This is a genomic window from Pseudomonas danubii (genome assembly GCF_042980055.1).
In the GTDB taxonomy this organism is placed as follows: domain Bacteria; phylum Pseudomonadota; class Gammaproteobacteria; order Pseudomonadales; family Pseudomonadaceae; genus Aquipseudomonas; species Aquipseudomonas danubii.
In genome coordinates this window covers 3,951,315-3,966,422 of record NZ_CP116502.1, presented here as the reverse complement: position 1 = coordinate 3,966,422, position 15,108 = coordinate 3,951,315, and the positions used below count along the sequence as shown (strand labels likewise).

The window sequence follows — 15,108 nt, the reverse complement described above, 5'->3', positions numbered from 1 at the left end:
AGCCTTGCCTAGGCGTCGCGGCCCGCGCCGAGCAAGCGCTCTTGCAGCAAGCCCAGGGCCGCTTGAAACAGCGGGTGCCATTGGGCCGACGGCGGGCTGGCCAGGGGATGCCAGAAAAACTCGAACTGATGGCCGCCATCATCCGCAGTGAAATGGGTCCAGCTCTCGGGCAGTGGCACCCGCACCCGGCACTCATGGAAGGCCCACACCTGGCCAGAAAACCCCGAGTGCCAAAGCCCGAGAAAGCGGCTTTCCTCGGCCTGGACGCCAGCCTCTTCCGCCAGCTCGCGGACCGCCGCAGCGGCCGTCGACTCTCCCGCCTCCACCGTGCCCTTGACCAGTTGCAGACCGGCCAGCGGGTGGCGAAAGGCCAAGACCTCAAGTTCAGTGGTGTGGCGCAGCACTACCGGGCAAGCCTTGTTGGCGGGCATCGACCTCGCTTGTGCAGTTCGCGCCTGCACCTCAATCGTCACGGGTCAGCACTTCCAGCAACTCGATCTCGAAGATCAGGTTCGAGTTGGGCGGGATCGCCCCCATGCTGCGCTCGCCGTAGCCCAGGTGCGCCGGCACCAGCAGTTTGCGCTTGCCGCCCACTTGCATGCCCATCAGGCCCTGGTCCCAACCCTTGATCACCCGCCCGGTGCCGATCACGCACTGGAACGGCTTGCCGCGATCGTAGGAGGAATCGAAGCTGCTGCCGTCCTCCAGAAAGCCCCGGTACTGGGTGGTGATCAAAGCGCCCTTGACCACCGCCTTGCCGTCGCCCAGCTGGATATCGATCACCTGCAATTGGTCACTCATGCTTCACTCCCGTTCAAACATTGCCCCGACACGGGACCGCGGCGCGCTTTTTCGCAGAATTGCCGCTGCTTGGCAATCACTGCGCTGCAGCCGCCCCGTGCTGGACCTGGACCGCTGTGTCGGTGCCCAGAAACATCTCGCCGAACGCCGCCTCGACCTCCTCGACGCTGGCCAGCCCGGCATCCCAGCTGACTTCAAGGTTGGGCAAGGCACGGCACCAGTCCAGGGTGCTGGAAAAGTGCAGGGTCAAATGCCCCGGCGCCAATTGCAGGCGCTCGATACCACCGTAGCCGGCCACGTCCTGCCCGCCCAGTTCTACATAGTAGGTGTCCATGCCCAGTTGCCGATCCTGCTCGTCAACGCATTCGGCACGCTGCAGCAGCAGGTAATGCCCTGGCTGTTGCCCATCGTCGGCAAAGCCCAGTATCCGGACCTCGTCCTCAGTGCAGGCACTGTAGGTGGTTGCATGAAACTTCAGGCTCATCAGCATCTGCTCCTTTTAACGCTCACTGGCGCAACAACCCGGACTCATAGTCCAGCCAACCCTGTTCAAAGCATGCCTGCAGGTAGTCCAGCACGCTGTCCAGCAGCACCGAGGCCGGCACATTGATTGAGTAGAAGGCCTTGCTCATGCCCTCCCAACGACAGCCCAGGGCATTGATCCGTTCCAGCACCTCGGACGTCCGGGCCCGGCCGGTTTCAAAAAACACCAGGCGCAGCGTGCTGTTGCCACTGCTGCGTTCGATCTGCTTGAACCACTTCAAGCCATCGTCCTGCACCTGGACTGCGACGTCGTCCTCGTAACAGACATCCGGGGAATAGAAGGGAATATTGGCGACTCGGTACAGACCGTCAGGCTGCTGTTGCGCCCAGACCCCTTCGCTGGCGACCGGTGGATAGTCGTCGACCACCGTCAACCTGAGCATGATCTTGTCCATCACCTGTCCCTGGTTCATTGAATAAAAAGCGCCCGCCCGACCTTGAGGCCGGCGAACGCCGAGCGCTTTTTCGCAGAATTGCCGGCCCGTGGCAATCCTTGAATGGCAGTGTGGCAAAGGTCTGTCACTGCCCGGGACGTTTCCGTTAACATGGCCGCCCTCACGCCCCACCCCGATAAGGACATCCCATGGCCACCGCCGATATCGTCGCCCTGGTGCTGCTCGCCGCTCTGGCGCTGTACCTGGTCAGTCTCTACAACCGTCTGACGACCCGGCGCAACCGCCTGCGCAATGCCTTCGCCCAGATCGAAGTGCAACTCAAGCGCCGCTACGACCTGATTCCCAACCTGCTGGAGACCGTCAAAGGCTACCTGCAGCACGAGCGCCAGACCCTGACCGCCCTGGCCGAGGCCCGCAACAGTGCCCGGGACAGCCTGCAAGCCGCCGCCGCGCAACCCGGCGACAGCGCGCGCATCGCCCGCCTGGGCCAGGACCAGGGTGCCCTGGACCAGGTCCTCGACCGCCTGCACCTGAGCCTGGAGGCTTACCCGGAACTCAAGGCCTCGCAGAACATGGCGCAGCTTAGCGAAGAGCTCACCAGCACCGAGAACAAGGTCGCCTACGCGCGCCAGGCCTTCAACGACGCCGTGACCGACTACAACCTGTGCAAACAGCAGGTGCCGGCGCTGTTTTTCGCCGGGCTGTTCGGCCATCGCGCCGATGCCGCCCTGCTGCAATTCGCCGACAGCGCGCAGATCCAAGACGCCAGCAAAGTGTCCTTTCAATAACCCCGCCGCCTGCCCCCGGAAGCTTGCATGAAGTTCTTTCAACACCAGGCCCGTGCCCGGCGCCACACCCTCAAACTGCTGCTGTTGATGACCCTGGCGGTGACCACCCTGGTCAGCCTCAGCAGCCTGGGGCTGGGCCTGTTGTGGCGCGAGCTGAATCAGCAGTACGGCCAGCCCAAGGTACTGAACTGGACCGTGGTCGCGGTCATAGCAGTGCTCATGCTCGTGGTGGTGGTGCTGGGCAGTTGGTACAAGACCTGGCGCCTGCGGGCCGGCGGCAAGGTGATCGCCGAGCACCTGGGTGGACGCCTGATCAACGACTCGCCACGGGGCAGCGAAGAACAGCGCCTGCTGAACATCGTCGAGGAAATGGCCCTGGCCTCGGGCGCCACCCTGCCGGCCGTGTATGTACTGCCGGAAGACGCGATTAATGCCTTCGCCGCCGGACTGACCCCGCAGCAGGCGGTACTCGGAATCACTCGCGGTGCCCTCATCCATCTGGACCGCGACGAATTGCAGGGCATGGTCGCCCATGAGTTCAGCCACATTTACAACGGCGACATGCGCCTCAATACCCGCCTACTGGCAGTGATCCACGGCCTGCTGGTGTTCAGCCTGGCGGGCATCGCGGTGCTGCGCCAGGCTGAACACCAGCACCTGGGCAGCGACCGCCACCGCTTCTTCTGGCAGATCATCTTCGCCGTGCTGGGCCTGGCCCTGCTGGTCTTCGGCTCCCTGGGCAGCTTGCTGGGCAATATGATCAAGGCCGCCATCTGCCGCCAGCGCGAGTTTCTCGCCGATGCCTCGGCGGTGCAGTTCACCCGCAACCCCCAGGGCATTGCCGGCGCCCTGAAAAAGATCGGCGGCAGCAGCGCCGGTTCACGCCTGCGCGCCTTCGCCGCTGCGCAGTACAGCCACCTGTATTTCCACCAGGGGGTGAAACTGCGCCTGGAACGCCTGTTCGCCACCCACCCGCCGCTGGCCGCACGCATCCAGCGCCTGGACCCGCAGTGGGATGGGCGCTTCAAGCCGCTGTAAATGCGCTACCAAAGGGCAATGTCGTAAGTGATGTAGAGGCGGTTGCTGTCGCGCCCCCGGGAGTAGTCGGAGCGATACACATAATTGCGCAGCTTCACCCCCAGCCCCTTGAGCGAGCCTTGCTGGAGTACATACGCCAGTTCGGCGTCTCGCTCCCACTCATCGACCCGGGTCCGGGACTTGCCGTCGTTGCCGCTCAGGTAGCGCGAGCTGAAGGTCAGGCCGGGGACACCCAGGCTGGCGAAGTTGTAGCCATAGCTGAGCATCCAGGTCTTCTCGCCCTCTTCGATGAACTTGCCGATACCGGCGTTACTGAAGGAGTAGACCGTGGCGCCGCTGATATACGGCAAACCCGCATCGCCACTGAGGTGCTGATAACCACCGCCAAGGGAATGCCCGGCGATGGCGTAGGTCAATTGGCCGCTGAGCATGCGGTTGGCGATCTTGCCGTCAAAGGCCGCGCCTGAATCGGCACTGCGGAAGTAGCGCAGATCGCTGGTCAAGGTCCCCTGCCCCAGCGCCAGGTCATGTTGCAGGCCGACAAAGTCCTGCCGATAGAAGTTCTCAAGCTCGCCATGGAAATAGCTCAGGCGCAGGTTCTTGCTCCACTTGTATTCGGCCCCGCCGTAACGGAAGTCCCCGGACTGGCCACCGCTGTAACCGTCGGGCACCAGCCCCACGCTGTCGGTGGAGTCCCGCAGTTTGAAGCGCTGCAGATAACCGCCGGTCAAGCTCAGGCCGTCGATATCCGTGCTGGTGAGCTGGGTGCCCTGATAGGTCTGCGGCAACAGACGGGCATCGTTGTAGACCAGCACCGGGGTCTTGGGCAGCAAAGTGCCGTACTTGAGGATGGTCTTGGCCAGCCGCACCTTGGCCGTGGCGCCGGCACTGGCAAATTCGCCCGCGGCGCGACCGTCGTCGTGCACCGGCAGCAGCCCGGTGCCACTGCGCCCCTTGCCGGAATCGAGCCGGACACCCAGCAGCCCCAGGGCATCGACCCCGAACCCCAGGGTGCCGGGGGTGAACCCGGACTGATAGTCAAGCAGGAAGCCTTGAGCCCATTCCGTGCGCTCGCTCTTGGCAGTGCGCGCAGCCTTGGCGCTGAGGCCGTGTTCGTCGCGGAAGTTTTCGTTGAAATAAACGTTGCGCAATTGCAGCTTGAGGCTGCTGTCATCGTTGAAATCAGCGGCCTGAAGTCCGGCCACGGGTGGCAGGCTCAAGCAGGAAAATACCGTTGCGCGAATCAGCAAATGGCTCATGTCGTACTTCTCGTTGTTGTTATTCAAGGCGCAGTTCGCCAAGCGCCCCGCCAGCAGGCGCGCCAGGCCACAAAAGAGGGTTTCGAAGCAATCAGACGAACAGGGTCAGGGCACCGGTCAGCAAGGCCAGGGCGGTAATGACCAGGGAGGTCAGCACGGCCCACTTCACCGTGGCTTTCTGGAAGTCGCCAATGTCACGGTCCACCATGCCCACCAGCAGCAGGGTCGAGGCCACCAGCGGGCTCATCAGGTGCACCGGCTGGCCGAGAATCGAGGCGCGGGCGATTTCCAGGGGAGAAATGCCATAAGCCGCCGCCGCGTTGGCCAGGATCGGCACCACGCCGAAGTAGTAGGCGTCGTTGGACAGGACGAAGGTCAACGGCATGCTGGTGAGCGCCACCACCAGCGGGAACAGATGGCCCCAGGAGGGCGGAATCCAGTCCACCAGGGTCTGAGCCAGAGCATCGACCATCTTGGTGCCGGAGAAGATACCGGCGAAGATCCCCGCGGCGAAGACCAGCAGCACCACGGTCATGGCGTTGCCTGAATGGGCAAGAATGCGCTCCTTCTGAATATCCAACTGCGGGTAGTTGATCATCAGCGCCAGGACAAAACCGATCAGGAACAGCACCGCCGAGTGCATCAGGCCCAACACCAGCGCGGTCATCACCGCCACCACCAGCAGCAGGTTGACGTAGGCCAGCCTGGGCCGCTTGTGCGGCGTGTCTTCCAGAATCGCCTGGATGTAGCAGTCACCGCCACCGCTTTGCAGCTGGGTATTGCCGATACGCTTGCGCTCGGCCCGGCCCAGCAGGTAGGCGGTAAACACCACCCAGGCGGCGCCGCCGATCATGGTCGGCAACAGCGGCACGAAGTACTCGCCGGCATCCAGGCCCAAGGCGGCGATGGCTCGGGTTGCCGGCCCGCCCCACGGGGTCATGCCGCTCATGATGCTCAGGGACAACATGGCGATGGTGGCGAGGATCATCGGGTTCATGCCGATGCGCTTGTACAACGGCAGCATGGCCGCGCAGGTAATCATGTAGGTGGTGGTGCCGTCGCCGTCCAGGGCGACTACCAGCGACAGCAACGCGGTGCCGATGGCGATCTTGATCGGATCGCCATTGACCCGCTTGAGAATCTTGCGGATCAGCGGATCGAACAGCCCCGAATCGATCATCAAGCCGAAGAACAGAATGGCGAACAACAACAGCGCCGCCGACGGCGCGACCATTTTCAGGCCGTCGAGCATCATCTTGCCGGTGCTGCCGGCAAACCCGCCGAGCAGCGCAAAAACGATAGGCACCAGCGTCAAGGCGACGATGGGCGACAGGCGCTTGGTCATGATCAGGACGGTAAAGACCACCACCATGGCGAGGCCGAGTAAAGCGAGCATAAGTCGATTCTCTTGTTTTTATGATGAGCATGACCGGCGCGCGGGCGCACGGCCACCCGAGCACCGGACACCCCGTTCAAGGGCGCCCGGCGCAGGTGTTGAGTCGGTACTTGGGGTAAAGCGCTGTTGCCTGGCAGGTCTAGCCGAGCTTGCTTGCCAGAGCGGCCGCGGGGCTGTCATCGGCGGCAGCGGCCTGAGCCGCAAGCGGCTGGCCATCGAGCGTGCGCAACAGCACCTGGCGGTCGCAGGCCTGCTCCGAGAGGGCGATCACCACCGTCGCCACGGCGTTGCTCGCCAGGCTGGTCAAGGCCCGGGCCTCGGACATGAAGCGATCGATGCCGATCAACAACGCCAGGCCGGCCAGGGGAATGTCATGAATCACCGTCAGGGTCGAGGCCAGCGCCACGAAACCGCTGCCGGTCACCCCGGCGGCGCCCTTGGACGACAGCAGCATGATCGCCAGCATGGTGACGATCTGGCCGGCGCTCAGCTCGATGTTGCACGCCTGGGCAATGAAGATCGCCGCAAGGGACAGGTAGATCGCCGTACCGTCGAGATTGAACGAATAGCCGGTAGGCAGCACCAGCCCCACCACGCTTTTCTTGCAGCCCAGGGCCTGGAGTTTTTCCAGCATGCGCGGCATCACCGGCTCCGTGGACGAGGTGCCGAGCACCACCAGGAACTCTTCACGCAGGTAGCGCAACAGCTTCCACAGGCTGAAGCCGTTTGCCCGACAAATGCCGCCCAGGACCACGCAGACAAAGAAACCGCAGGCGACGTAGAGGGTCATGATCAGCTTGGCCAGGGCGCCCAGGGAGGTGATGCCGTACTGGCCCACGGTAAAGGCCAGGGCGCCGAAGGCACCGACCGGCGCGAAACGCATCAGGTAGGAAAAAATCTTGAACACCATCTGCGAGGCCGACTCCAGCACCTCCAGCACCGGCTTGCCGCGCTCGCCCAGGGACGACAGGGCAAACCCGCACAGCACCGCGATAAACAGCACCGGCAGCACCTCGCCCTTGTTGAAGGCGCCAATGAAGGTCTCGGGGATGATGTGCATGAAGAACTCCACCACCCCCAGCTTGGCTGCCGAATCGGTGTACTGGGACAGGCCCTGGGTGTTCAGCCGGGTGGGGTCGATGTTCATCCCCGCGCCGGGCTGGAACAGGTAGACCGCCGCCAGGCCGATGCACAGGCTGATCAGGGTCAGGCCCAGGAACAGCAGCATGGTCTTGCTCAGCAGGCGGCCCAGGGAACGCTTGTCGCTCATGCCGGCGATGCCGGTGACGATGGTGCAGAACACCACCGGGGCGATCATCATCTTGATCAGCTTGATGAAGGCATCTCCCAGGGGCTTCAAGGCAATGGCTTGCTGGGCCCAGAAGTGCCCCACCAGAACCCCGAGGAACACCGCACAGAGGATCTGGAAGTAGAGCGATTTAACAACTTTCATGGCATCACCCATTTTTAGAATTGTTCTGATGCAACCGGGATCGACAGCGCGTCAACTACCCGGCAAGGCGTTGTGAAACAGGCGCGTAGACATACCCGGAAAATAACCGGCGAGCGGTGCGGACCACCGAGGCGCGGATGGTCTCGGGGCGGGTGCCGCTGTAGGACAATACGACATCTATTGCCCCGCTGGGGTGTTCGATACGGACCTTTTGCAGGCGCGGCTCGCTGATCCCGCCCAGCATCTCGGCCACCACACTGCCGGCGGTGACACAGGCGGTAGCCAGGCCGATGGAGCCGGTAATGGCCAGGGCTCGATGGCAGTTGTGGGGCATGAAATAGCGCACCGCCAGGGTGCCCCCGGACTGGGCCCGGGACACCAGGACCGGCTTGGGAATCACTTTGTCGCTGACATCCCCCAGGCCCATGGCCAGCCCGGCCTTCACCCGCAGGTTTTCCAGGCGCTGGAGAAAGTCCGCATCGGCGTCCAGCTCGGCCGGGCTTTCATCGCCGCGCTTGCCCAGGCAGGCCGCCTGCACCAGCACCATGGGCATGGCCATGTCGATGCAGGTCACGGCAATGCCGTCGATCAAATCCTGGGGCTGGCCCGTGGGGAACAACTGGCCGGTCTTGCTCCCGGCGGCATCGAGAAAGGTCAGGGCCACCGGCGCCGCGCTGCCCGGCACGCCGTCAATGGTGGTATCGCCTTCGTAGCTGACCTTGCCATCGGGAGTCTGGACCTGGGCATTGACCAGGGTGCCGGTGTTGAGGTTGCGAATCCGCACCTGGGTCTGTGCCCCCGTGGCCTTGACCAGCCCCTGCTCGATGGCGAAGGGCCCGACGGCGCAGAGCATGTTGCCGCAGTTGGGCGCGGTATCGACCCGCCGCTGGGACACCATGACCTGGACGAACAGGTAGTCGACATCCGCGTCCGGGTGCAGCGACGGACTGACGATCGCCACCTTGCTGGTTTGCGGGCTGCCACCGCCGATGCCGTCGATTTCCAGCTCGTGGCCGGAGCCCATCAGGTTGAGCAACAGCTCATCACGCTCGGACACGGCCACCGGCAGATCCCAGGCCAGAAAAAACGGCCCTTTGGAGGTGCCGCCGCGCATCAACACACAAGGAATTCGTTGCATGAACACTGACTCTTGTTGATCAATCGAGGTAATTGATGTTCTGGACACAAGAGTGTCAGGGATTAAAAAGTGTTTCCAATGCAAATATCAGAGACATTATTGCGTTTCACGCATGAATTAAATATCGTGTCCGGCAGCGTTCCACCCGACTCCCGCCTTGAGAAACCCGCATGGAATATGAGCTTCAGGACATCAGATCTTTCGTGAAAATCGCCGAACTGGGGAGTTTTCACGAAGCGGCCGACGCCTTGCACCTGTCCCAGCCGGCCCTGAGCCGACGCATGAAAAAGCTCGAAGAGGGGCTGGGCACCGCCCTCCTCGACCGCACCACGCGCAAGGTCAGCCTGACCAGCGTCGGTCGCGATTTTCTGCCCAAGGCCCGACGCCTGCTGGACGACTTCGACGACTCGATCCTCAACATCCGTGAGCTGGCAGAACGGCAGATCGGTCAGGTGACCCTGGCCTGCATCCCCACGGCGGCCTTCTACTTCCTGCCGTCGGTGATCCGCCTGTACAACCAGCGCTACCCGAAAATCCGCATCCGTCTGCTCGATCTCAGTGCCAACGAAGGCCTTGAAGCGGTGCTGCGCGGCGAAGCGGACTTCGGCATCAACATGATGAGCGGCCAGCACCCGGACATCGAGTTCGTGCCACTGGTCAACGAGCCCTTTGTCCTGGCCTGCCGGCGTGACCACGAACTGGCCAAGCGCAGCTCGGTGACCTGGTCGGAACTGAGCGACTACCGCTTGATCGGCGTCGGTCGCCTGAGCGGCAACCGCATGCTGCTGGACCATGCCCTGTCCGGCTTGAGCTGGCGGCCCCAGTGGTTCTACGAGGTGCAGCACCTGTCCACGTCGCTGGGCATGGTGGAGGCCGGCCTCGGGGTGTCGGCGATGCCAAGCCTGGCCATGCCGGCCGCCGATCACCCGACCCTGGTCAGCGTTCCGCTGACCGACCCCGTGGTCAATCGCACCCTGGGCCTGGTGTATCGACGCGGCGCATCGCTGTCGCCGGCGGCGGAAAAATTCGTGGCGATCCTGCTGGAGCAGTGGCCGCACTGACCGGTGCGCCCCTCCAACTCCCCCCTCTCCAGCCTCCCTCCTACTCCGACGTGCCTTGCAGGGCGCACCGCCAGTCTCAGAACATCCACGCCGTTTTTATCCGGGCGCAGACTGGCAACAGCCATCCGCTGATTGTCACCGGCGAGCCTTTATCATCCACTGCGCCCCGTTCTCCCTGGAGTCCCCCCGATGCCCCATGAAGGCAACCTGCTACAAGCCGCCGTCGTGTTCCTCTGCGCCGCCGTGCTGATCGTGCCCCTGGCCAAGCGCCTGCAACTGGGGGCCGTGCTCGGCTACCTGCTGGCCGGGGTGCTGATCGGCCCCTCGGTGCTGGGGCTGGTGGGCAATCCGCAAAGCGTCAGTCACATCTCCGAGCTGGGGGTGGTGCTGCTGTTGTTCATCATCGGCCTGGAGCTGTCGCCCAAGCGCTTGTGGGTGATGCGCAAGGCGGTGTTCGGCGCTGGCCTGGCCCAGGTGTTGTTGACCGGCACAGTGATCGGCGTGGTGGCGCTGTTTCTGTTCGGCCAATCGCTGAACAGCGCCATCGTGCTGGGCCTGGGCCTGGCCCTGTCATCCACCGCCCTGGGCCTGCAAAGCCTGGCCGAACGCAAGGAGCTGAACAGCCCCCACGGGCGCATGGCCTTCGCCATCCTGCTGTTCCAGGACATCGCCGCCATTCCGCTGATCGCCATGGTCCCGGTGCTGGCCGGCAACGATCACCACACCAGCAGCGCCGAGGATCTGCGTCACGGCCTGCAAGTGCTGGGCAGCATCGCCGTGGTGGTGGTGGGCGGGCGTTACCTGCTGCGCCCGGTGTTTCGCATCGTGGCTCGCACCCGCTTGCCGGAAGTGTCCACCGCCACCGCCCTGCTGGTGGTGATCGGCACCGCCTGGCTGATGGATCTGGTGGGCGTGTCCATGGCCTTGGGCGCCTTCCTCGCCGGCCTGCTGCTGGCGGACTCGGAATACCGCCATGAGCTGGAAGCGCAGATCGAACCCTTCAAGGGCCTGCTGCTGGGGCTGTTCTTCATCAGCGTCGGCATGGGCGCCAATATCAGCCTGCTGCTCAGCGCGCCCATCGCGGTGCTGGGCCTGACCCTGCTGCTGATCGGCCTCAAGCTGCCGCTGCTGTTTGTGGTCGGGCGGCTGGCCGGTGAGCTCAATCGCGAGAGCGCGGTGCGCTTGGGCGTGGTGCTGGCGGCCGGCGGTGAGTTCGCCTTCGTGGTGTTCAAGATCGGTCGCGACCAGGGCCTGTTCGAGGCCCGCCTGCATGACCTGCTGGTGCTCACCATTACCCTGTCCATGGCCCTGACCCCGCTGCTGTTGCTGGCCTGCTCGCGCTGGCTCAAACCCAAGGCCAAGCCCCTGGAAATGCCCGCCGAATACCGCCAGATCGATGCCGACAGCCCGCGGGTGGTGATCGCCGGCATGGGCCGCATGGGGCAGATCGTGGCGCGTATCCTGCGGGCGCAGAAAATTCCCTTCGTCGCCCTGGACACCTCGGTGGACACCATCGAACTGATCCGCAGTTTTGGCGGCATGCCGGTGTTCTACGGCGACCCCATGCGCCCGGAAATCCTCAGCGCGGCCAAGGTCGGTACAGCGGAGTACTTCGTCATCGCCACCGATGACCCGGAAACCAACATCAAGACCGCCGAGCAGGTGCGCAAGCTCTACCCGCACCTGAAGATCATCGCCCGGGCGCGCAACCGCCAGCACGTGCACCGGCTGATGGACCTGGAGGCCCAGGCCGTGCGGGAAACCTACTACTCCAGCCTGGAAATGAGCCGCCGCACCCTGGTGGGCCTGGGGCTCAGCCAGGCCCAGGCCGACTCGCGAATCCAGCGCTTCACCCAGCACGACGAACAGCTGCTGGCGGCCCAGCACGCGGTCTACGACGACGCTGCCAAAGTGCTGCAGAGCGCCCAGGAAGCCCGAGCCGAACTGGCCCGACTGTTCGCCGCCGACGAGCAGGACGAGCAGATCGAGAGCCCGCTGCCGCCGATGCGCTGACGGCGCTTCAGACAACACCGCGTGGGAGCCGGCTTGCTGGCGAACAGGCCACTGAACCTGGCCCAGACCCCAGGGACTGCTTGGCAGGCCAACCAGCGACTGGGGACGGCAGGTTGTGGTGGTGGCCAGCGACTACCGACAGATTCTGTCAGGAGCGGTTGTGTAAAGTGGGCGCCGCCTCGCCACTGAACGGATACACCCCATGAGCTCAAGCCAGCAGAACGCTCCCGCCCTCAAGGAGATCTTCAACCAGGAACGCCTGGAACACATCGCCGAGCAGATGCACGCGGTGTATCCAGACTTCCAGCGCCAGGCCTTCTTGCAGCTGGCCAGCCAGGATCTGCCCCAGCTGTCACTGATGCAGCGCCTGGCCCGGGTCAGCGACAGCCTGCATCAGGTACTGGACCTGGACTACGCCACCAGCCTCGAGCTGTTGCGCCAACTGGCACCGCGCCTGAACAGCCGCTTTGTGTGCATCTTCCTGCCCCATTACGTGGCCAGTTTCGGCCTGGACGATTTCGAGCGCTCCATGCAAGCCCTGAAGTACTTCACCGGGTTTGGTTCATCCGAGTTCGCCGTGCGCCACTTTCTGCGCCAGGACTGCCAGCGCACGCTGGCCGTGCTGCAGGAGTGGGCCACCGACAGCGATGAACACGTGCGTCGCCTGGCCAGCGAGGGCAGCCGTCCGCGCCTGCCCTGGTCGTTTCGCCTGGAACAGCTGCAGGCCGACCCGCAGTTGGCGGCGCCGATCCTCGAACGCCTGCGCAACGACCCCAGCCTGTACGTGCGCAAATCCGTGGCCAATCACCTCAACGACATCACCAAGGAGCACCCGCAATGGGTCCTGGAACGCCTTGAAGGCTGGCCCCTGGAGCAACCCCACAGTGCCTGGATCGCCCGTCATGCCTTGCGCAGCCTGATCAAGCAGGGCGACCGCCGGGCCCTGGCGATCATCGGGGCCGGGGCCCGGGCTGAAGTCGAGGTCAGCCGCTTCCAGGTGGCTCCCGGGCAATTGCGCCTGGGGGACAGCCTCAACCTGTCCCTGACCCTGGTCTCCACCAGCCCCCGCCACCAGCGCCTGGTGGTGGATTACGCCATCGACTACGTCAAGGCTTCAGGCGCCACGGCGAGCAAGGTGTTCAAGCTCAAGACCTTCACCCTGCAAGGCCTGGCCCGGGTGGACCTGGGCCGCAGCCAGCAGATCCGCGAACTGACCACCCGCCGTCACTATCCCGGACGCCATGGCGTGCAGTTGCTGGTCAACGGCGAACCCCTGGCCGCCAGCCATTTCGACTTGCTCATCCCCTGACATTCAAGGAAGACCGCGTGGCAATCATCAGCAAATGGGCGAAATCCATCGCCCGGGTCCTGGAAAGCAGTTTCAGCGTCAGCAGCACCATCGCCAGCCACTCCGGGGTCCTTGGCGACGCCCGGGAGAGTTTCATCCGTGACGTCCTCAAGCGTTTTCTACCGAGCAACATCAGCATCGGTGCCGGGCAGATCATCGACGCCCAAGGCGGCATCTCCAAGCAGATCGACCTGATCATCTACCGCAACGATTTCCCCACGCTGCGCACCTTCGGCTCGGCCGACGTGTACCTGATCGAAGGGGTGATCGCCACCGTGGAGGTCAAGTCCCAGCTCAACGAAAAGAGCCTGTTCGAGGCCCTGGAGAACGGCAAGTCGGTGCGCAACCTCAAGCCCTCGGTGCTGCGCCATTCCCTCGACGAGTACAGCACGCGCATCTATGACCGCGACTATCAGAACCTCACGGTCTCGCAGATGAATTCGGTCATGGGCCTAGTGCTGCCGCCGGCGTATGTGTACGGCTATCGAGGCTATCCCGGCGCCAGCCTGGAGCAACTGCGCAACAGCCTGAACAGCTGGCACAACCTCCCCGACCGTGCCGGTGAACTGGACGTGACCCTGATGCCCGAGGTCATCGCCACCCAGGGCTGTGTGACCCTGAAGAACCTCAACAACCACCTGGCCCTGCCCCGGCCCGGCGCTGCCGACCTCGAAGCCTGTCGCCAGAGCTACAACACGGCCATGTCCAGCAGCATGAGCAAGCAGGAATTCTTCGCCTGCTTTCGCGAAAGCAACGCTGAGAGCTTCGACTACGGCATCGCCATCAAGGCCTACGAAACGCCGCTGCAGTACCTGATTTCCAGCTTGCTGGAGGCGGTGACCTCACGCATCGGCTACCAGCAACTGGGGGGGACGGCGATCCAGTACAACCTGTTGAAATACCACCTGAGTGAAGAGATGGAGGGCGGCTGGTCCGGCGCCGCGATCAACCTGACCCGGGTGCGTGATCCCAAGCTGGATCTGGCGGGCAAGTTCGGCCTGTGGAAGGCCAGGACCTGAAGCCATCGACAGCCCCCACAGACCATCCCCCCGCAGGAGCCGGCTTGCCGGCGAAAGCGATCCTGAGGACGCCGTGGAGAATCGGCAGACCGCGGCGCGGCGGTTCGCTGGCCAGCCGGCGCCTGCCGGCCACGCCGTATTTCAGCGCCGTGCACCCGGCAGCATGCGCTTGAGGGTGTTGTCGCCTACCCAGTAGTGGTGGAACAGCCCGGCCACGGCATGCAGGCCGATCAGCCAGTAGCCGGCGCTACCCAGTTGCTCGTGCCAGTGCTTGAAGAATCGCGCCTGATCAGGGTCCACCGTCACCGGCGCGGCCGGCAGGAAGAACTCGAAGTAAGGCACGGGCTTGCCCGCCGCCGAGAGCATCAGCCAGGCCAGCAGCGGCGTGGCAATCATCAGTGCATAAAGGACCAGGTGCATCAGGTGCGACAGCCCGGTCTGCCAGGCAGAGGGCGCCGGCAAGATCGGGGGGCGCGGTTGCAGGCGGGCCACCAGGCGAATCCACACCAGGGCGAAGATGCTGATCCCGAACAGGCTGTGCAGCCCGAGAAACAGCCCCCGGGCCGTACTGCCCTTGGGCATCAGCCCCTTGAGTTCGATGCAGGCATAGACGCCGACGAACAGCGCCAGCATCAGCCAGTGCATCAGGATCGACAGTCGCGCGTAACGCGATGGTACGGATTGAGCAGTCATACACAGTCCTCACGGTGGTTCGGGACGCCCGAGTCATTCAGGTCGTCGCAGGGCCCGCGCAACGCCTTTTGTCGCTCGGGTGGGCCACCTTGTGTTGCCAGCCTTAAGGCAACCTGAAGAGCGCAAAAAATGTCTTTTGGCCATCTTCAGACTTCGTTAAGAA

At 64.0% G+C, this 15,108-nt stretch carries 15 protein-coding genes; 6 read left to right on the top strand and 9 right to left on the bottom strand.

Annotated elements, in window-relative coordinates; genetic code table 11:
- Window positions 1-8: 8 nt before the first annotated feature.
- The 4 genes from PFZ56_RS18425 to PFZ56_RS18410 form a co-directional block, all read right to left on the bottom strand.
- Window positions 9-431 carry an NUDIX domain-containing protein gene (locus tag PFZ56_RS18425; protein ID WP_110653453.1) on the bottom strand — a complete coding sequence of 141 codons (423 nt, stop codon included), beginning with the start codon at window positions 429-431 and terminating at the stop codon, window positions 9-11.
- A gap of 31 nt (window positions 432-462) precedes the next feature.
- Window positions 463-801: an FKBP-type peptidyl-prolyl cis-trans isomerase gene (locus tag PFZ56_RS18420; RefSeq protein WP_060843293.1), complete on the bottom strand. Its 339-nt coding sequence runs from the start codon at window positions 799-801 to the stop codon at window positions 463-465.
- 76 nt (window positions 802-877) lie between these two features.
- Window positions 878-1,285: an Imm10 family immunity protein gene (locus tag PFZ56_RS18415; protein WP_102880088.1), complete on the bottom strand. Its 408-nt coding sequence runs from the start codon at window positions 1,283-1,285 to the stop codon at window positions 878-880.
- Between the two features lie 22 nt (window positions 1,286-1,307).
- Window positions 1,308-1,757: a DUF4265 domain-containing protein gene (locus PFZ56_RS18410; protein ID WP_249735873.1), complete on the bottom strand. Its 450-nt coding sequence runs from the start codon at window positions 1,755-1,757 to the stop codon at window positions 1,308-1,310.
- A 170-nt stretch (window positions 1,758-1,927) separates the two neighbouring features.
- Between PFZ56_RS18410 and PFZ56_RS18405 the strand changes: the two genes are divergently transcribed.
- Both PFZ56_RS18405 and PFZ56_RS18400 read left to right on the top strand, forming a co-directional pair.
- Window positions 1,928-2,527 (top strand): LemA family protein, encoded by a 600-nt coding sequence (locus tag PFZ56_RS18405; RefSeq protein WP_102879815.1) that lies wholly within the window; start codon window positions 1,928-1,930, stop codon window positions 2,525-2,527.
- 27 nt (window positions 2,528-2,554) lie between these two features.
- On the top strand, window positions 2,555-3,565 hold the full coding sequence (locus PFZ56_RS18400) for a M48 family metallopeptidase (protein WP_170003073.1): 1,011 nt from the start codon (window positions 2,555-2,557) through the stop codon (window positions 3,563-3,565).
- Between the two features lie 5 nt (window positions 3,566-3,570).
- Here the strand turns inward: PFZ56_RS18400 and PFZ56_RS18395 are convergent, their stop codons facing one another.
- The 4 genes from PFZ56_RS18395 to PFZ56_RS18380 all read right to left on the bottom strand — a co-directional run bounded on the left by PFZ56_RS18395 (window position 3,571) and on the right by PFZ56_RS18380 (window position 8,811).
- Window positions 3,571-4,824 (bottom strand): OprD family porin, encoded by a 1,254-nt coding sequence (locus PFZ56_RS18395; protein WP_102880089.1) that lies wholly within the window; start codon window positions 4,822-4,824, stop codon window positions 3,571-3,573.
- A gap of 91 nt (window positions 4,825-4,915) precedes the next feature.
- A complete protein-coding gene (locus tag PFZ56_RS18390; RefSeq protein ID WP_110595774.1) occupies window positions 4,916-6,220 on the bottom strand; it encodes a CitMHS family transporter in 1,305 nt (434 codons plus the stop codon).
- A 139-nt stretch (window positions 6,221-6,359) separates the two neighbouring features.
- On the bottom strand, window positions 6,360-7,685 hold the full coding sequence (gene dctA / locus PFZ56_RS18385; protein WP_110653456.1) for a C4-dicarboxylate transporter DctA: 1,326 nt from the start codon (window positions 7,683-7,685) through the stop codon (window positions 6,360-6,362).
- A 43-nt stretch (window positions 7,686-7,728) separates the two neighbouring features.
- Window positions 7,729-8,811, bottom strand: coding sequence for a 4-oxalomesaconate tautomerase (locus tag PFZ56_RS18380; RefSeq protein WP_102879819.1), 1,083 nt, complete (start codon window positions 8,809-8,811; stop codon window positions 7,729-7,731).
- Between the two features lie 170 nt (window positions 8,812-8,981).
- Between PFZ56_RS18380 and PFZ56_RS18375 the strand changes: the two genes are divergently transcribed.
- From PFZ56_RS18375 to PFZ56_RS18360, 4 genes are all read left to right on the top strand, one after another.
- Window positions 8,982-9,872 carry a LysR family transcriptional regulator gene (locus tag PFZ56_RS18375; protein ID WP_102879820.1) on the top strand — a complete coding sequence of 297 codons (891 nt, stop codon included), beginning with the start codon at window positions 8,982-8,984 and terminating at the stop codon, window positions 9,870-9,872.
- Window positions 9,873-10,061: 189 nt separating this feature from the next.
- Window positions 10,062-11,885: a monovalent cation:proton antiporter-2 (CPA2) family protein gene (locus PFZ56_RS18370; protein WP_102864377.1), complete on the top strand. Its 1,824-nt coding sequence runs from the start codon at window positions 10,062-10,064 to the stop codon at window positions 11,883-11,885.
- Between the two features lie 202 nt (window positions 11,886-12,087).
- On the top strand, window positions 12,088-13,194 hold the full coding sequence (locus tag PFZ56_RS18365) for a DNA alkylation repair protein (protein ID WP_170003075.1): 1,107 nt from the start codon (window positions 12,088-12,090) through the stop codon (window positions 13,192-13,194).
- 17 nt (window positions 13,195-13,211) lie between these two features.
- Window positions 13,212-14,252 carry a DUF6602 domain-containing protein gene (locus PFZ56_RS18360; protein WP_170003077.1) on the top strand — a complete coding sequence of 347 codons (1,041 nt, stop codon included), beginning with the start codon at window positions 13,212-13,214 and terminating at the stop codon, window positions 14,250-14,252.
- A 141-nt stretch (window positions 14,253-14,393) separates the two neighbouring features.
- On the opposite strand, the gene PFZ56_RS18355 is transcribed toward PFZ56_RS18360, so the two are convergent.
- On the bottom strand, window positions 14,394-14,945 hold the full coding sequence (locus PFZ56_RS18355) for a cytochrome b (protein ID WP_102879824.1): 552 nt from the start codon (window positions 14,943-14,945) through the stop codon (window positions 14,394-14,396).
- Window positions 14,946-15,108 lie beyond the last annotated feature (163 nt).

What these genes read in the sequence shown, in the direction of transcription:
- PFZ56_RS18425 (WP_110653453.1), bottom strand. Translation starts at nt 431, where the DNA reads ATGCCCGCCAACAAGGCTTGCCCGGTAGTGCTGCGCCACACCACTGAA.
- PFZ56_RS18420 (WP_060843293.1), bottom strand. Translation starts at nt 801, where the DNA reads ATGAGTGACCAATTGCAGGTGATCGATATCCAGCTGGGCGACGGCAAG.
- PFZ56_RS18415 (WP_102880088.1), bottom strand. Translation starts at nt 1,285, where the DNA reads ATGAGCCTGAAGTTTCATGCAACCACCTACAGTGCCTGCACTGAGGAC.
- PFZ56_RS18410 (WP_249735873.1), bottom strand. Translation starts at nt 1,757, where the DNA reads ATGAACCAGGGACAGGTGATGGACAAGATCATGCTCAGGTTGACGGTG.
- PFZ56_RS18405 (WP_102879815.1), top strand. Translation starts at nt 1,928, where the DNA reads ATGGCCACCGCCGATATCGTCGCCCTGGTGCTGCTCGCCGCTCTGGCG.
- PFZ56_RS18400 (WP_170003073.1), top strand. Translation starts at nt 2,555, where the DNA reads ATGAAGTTCTTTCAACACCAGGCCCGTGCCCGGCGCCACACCCTCAAA.
- PFZ56_RS18395 (WP_102880089.1), bottom strand. Translation starts at nt 4,824, where the DNA reads ATGAGCCATTTGCTGATTCGCGCAACGGTATTTTCCTGCTTGAGCCTG.
- PFZ56_RS18390 (WP_110595774.1), bottom strand. Translation starts at nt 6,220, where the DNA reads ATGCTCGCTTTACTCGGCCTCGCCATGGTGGTGGTCTTTACCGTCCTG.
- dctA (WP_110653456.1), bottom strand. Translation starts at nt 7,685, where the DNA reads ATGGGTGATGCCATGAAAGTTGTTAAATCGCTCTACTTCCAGATCCTC.
- PFZ56_RS18380 (WP_102879819.1), bottom strand. Translation starts at nt 8,811, where the DNA reads ATGCAACGAATTCCTTGTGTGTTGATGCGCGGCGGCACCTCCAAAGGG.
- PFZ56_RS18375 (WP_102879820.1), top strand. Translation starts at nt 8,982, where the DNA reads ATGGAATATGAGCTTCAGGACATCAGATCTTTCGTGAAAATCGCCGAA.
- PFZ56_RS18370 (WP_102864377.1), top strand. Translation starts at nt 10,062, where the DNA reads ATGCCCCATGAAGGCAACCTGCTACAAGCCGCCGTCGTGTTCCTCTGC.
- PFZ56_RS18365 (WP_170003075.1), top strand. Translation starts at nt 12,088, where the DNA reads ATGAGCTCAAGCCAGCAGAACGCTCCCGCCCTCAAGGAGATCTTCAAC.
- PFZ56_RS18355 (WP_102879824.1), bottom strand. Translation starts at nt 14,945, where the DNA reads ATGACTGCTCAATCCGTACCATCGCGTTACGCGCGACTGTCGATCCTG.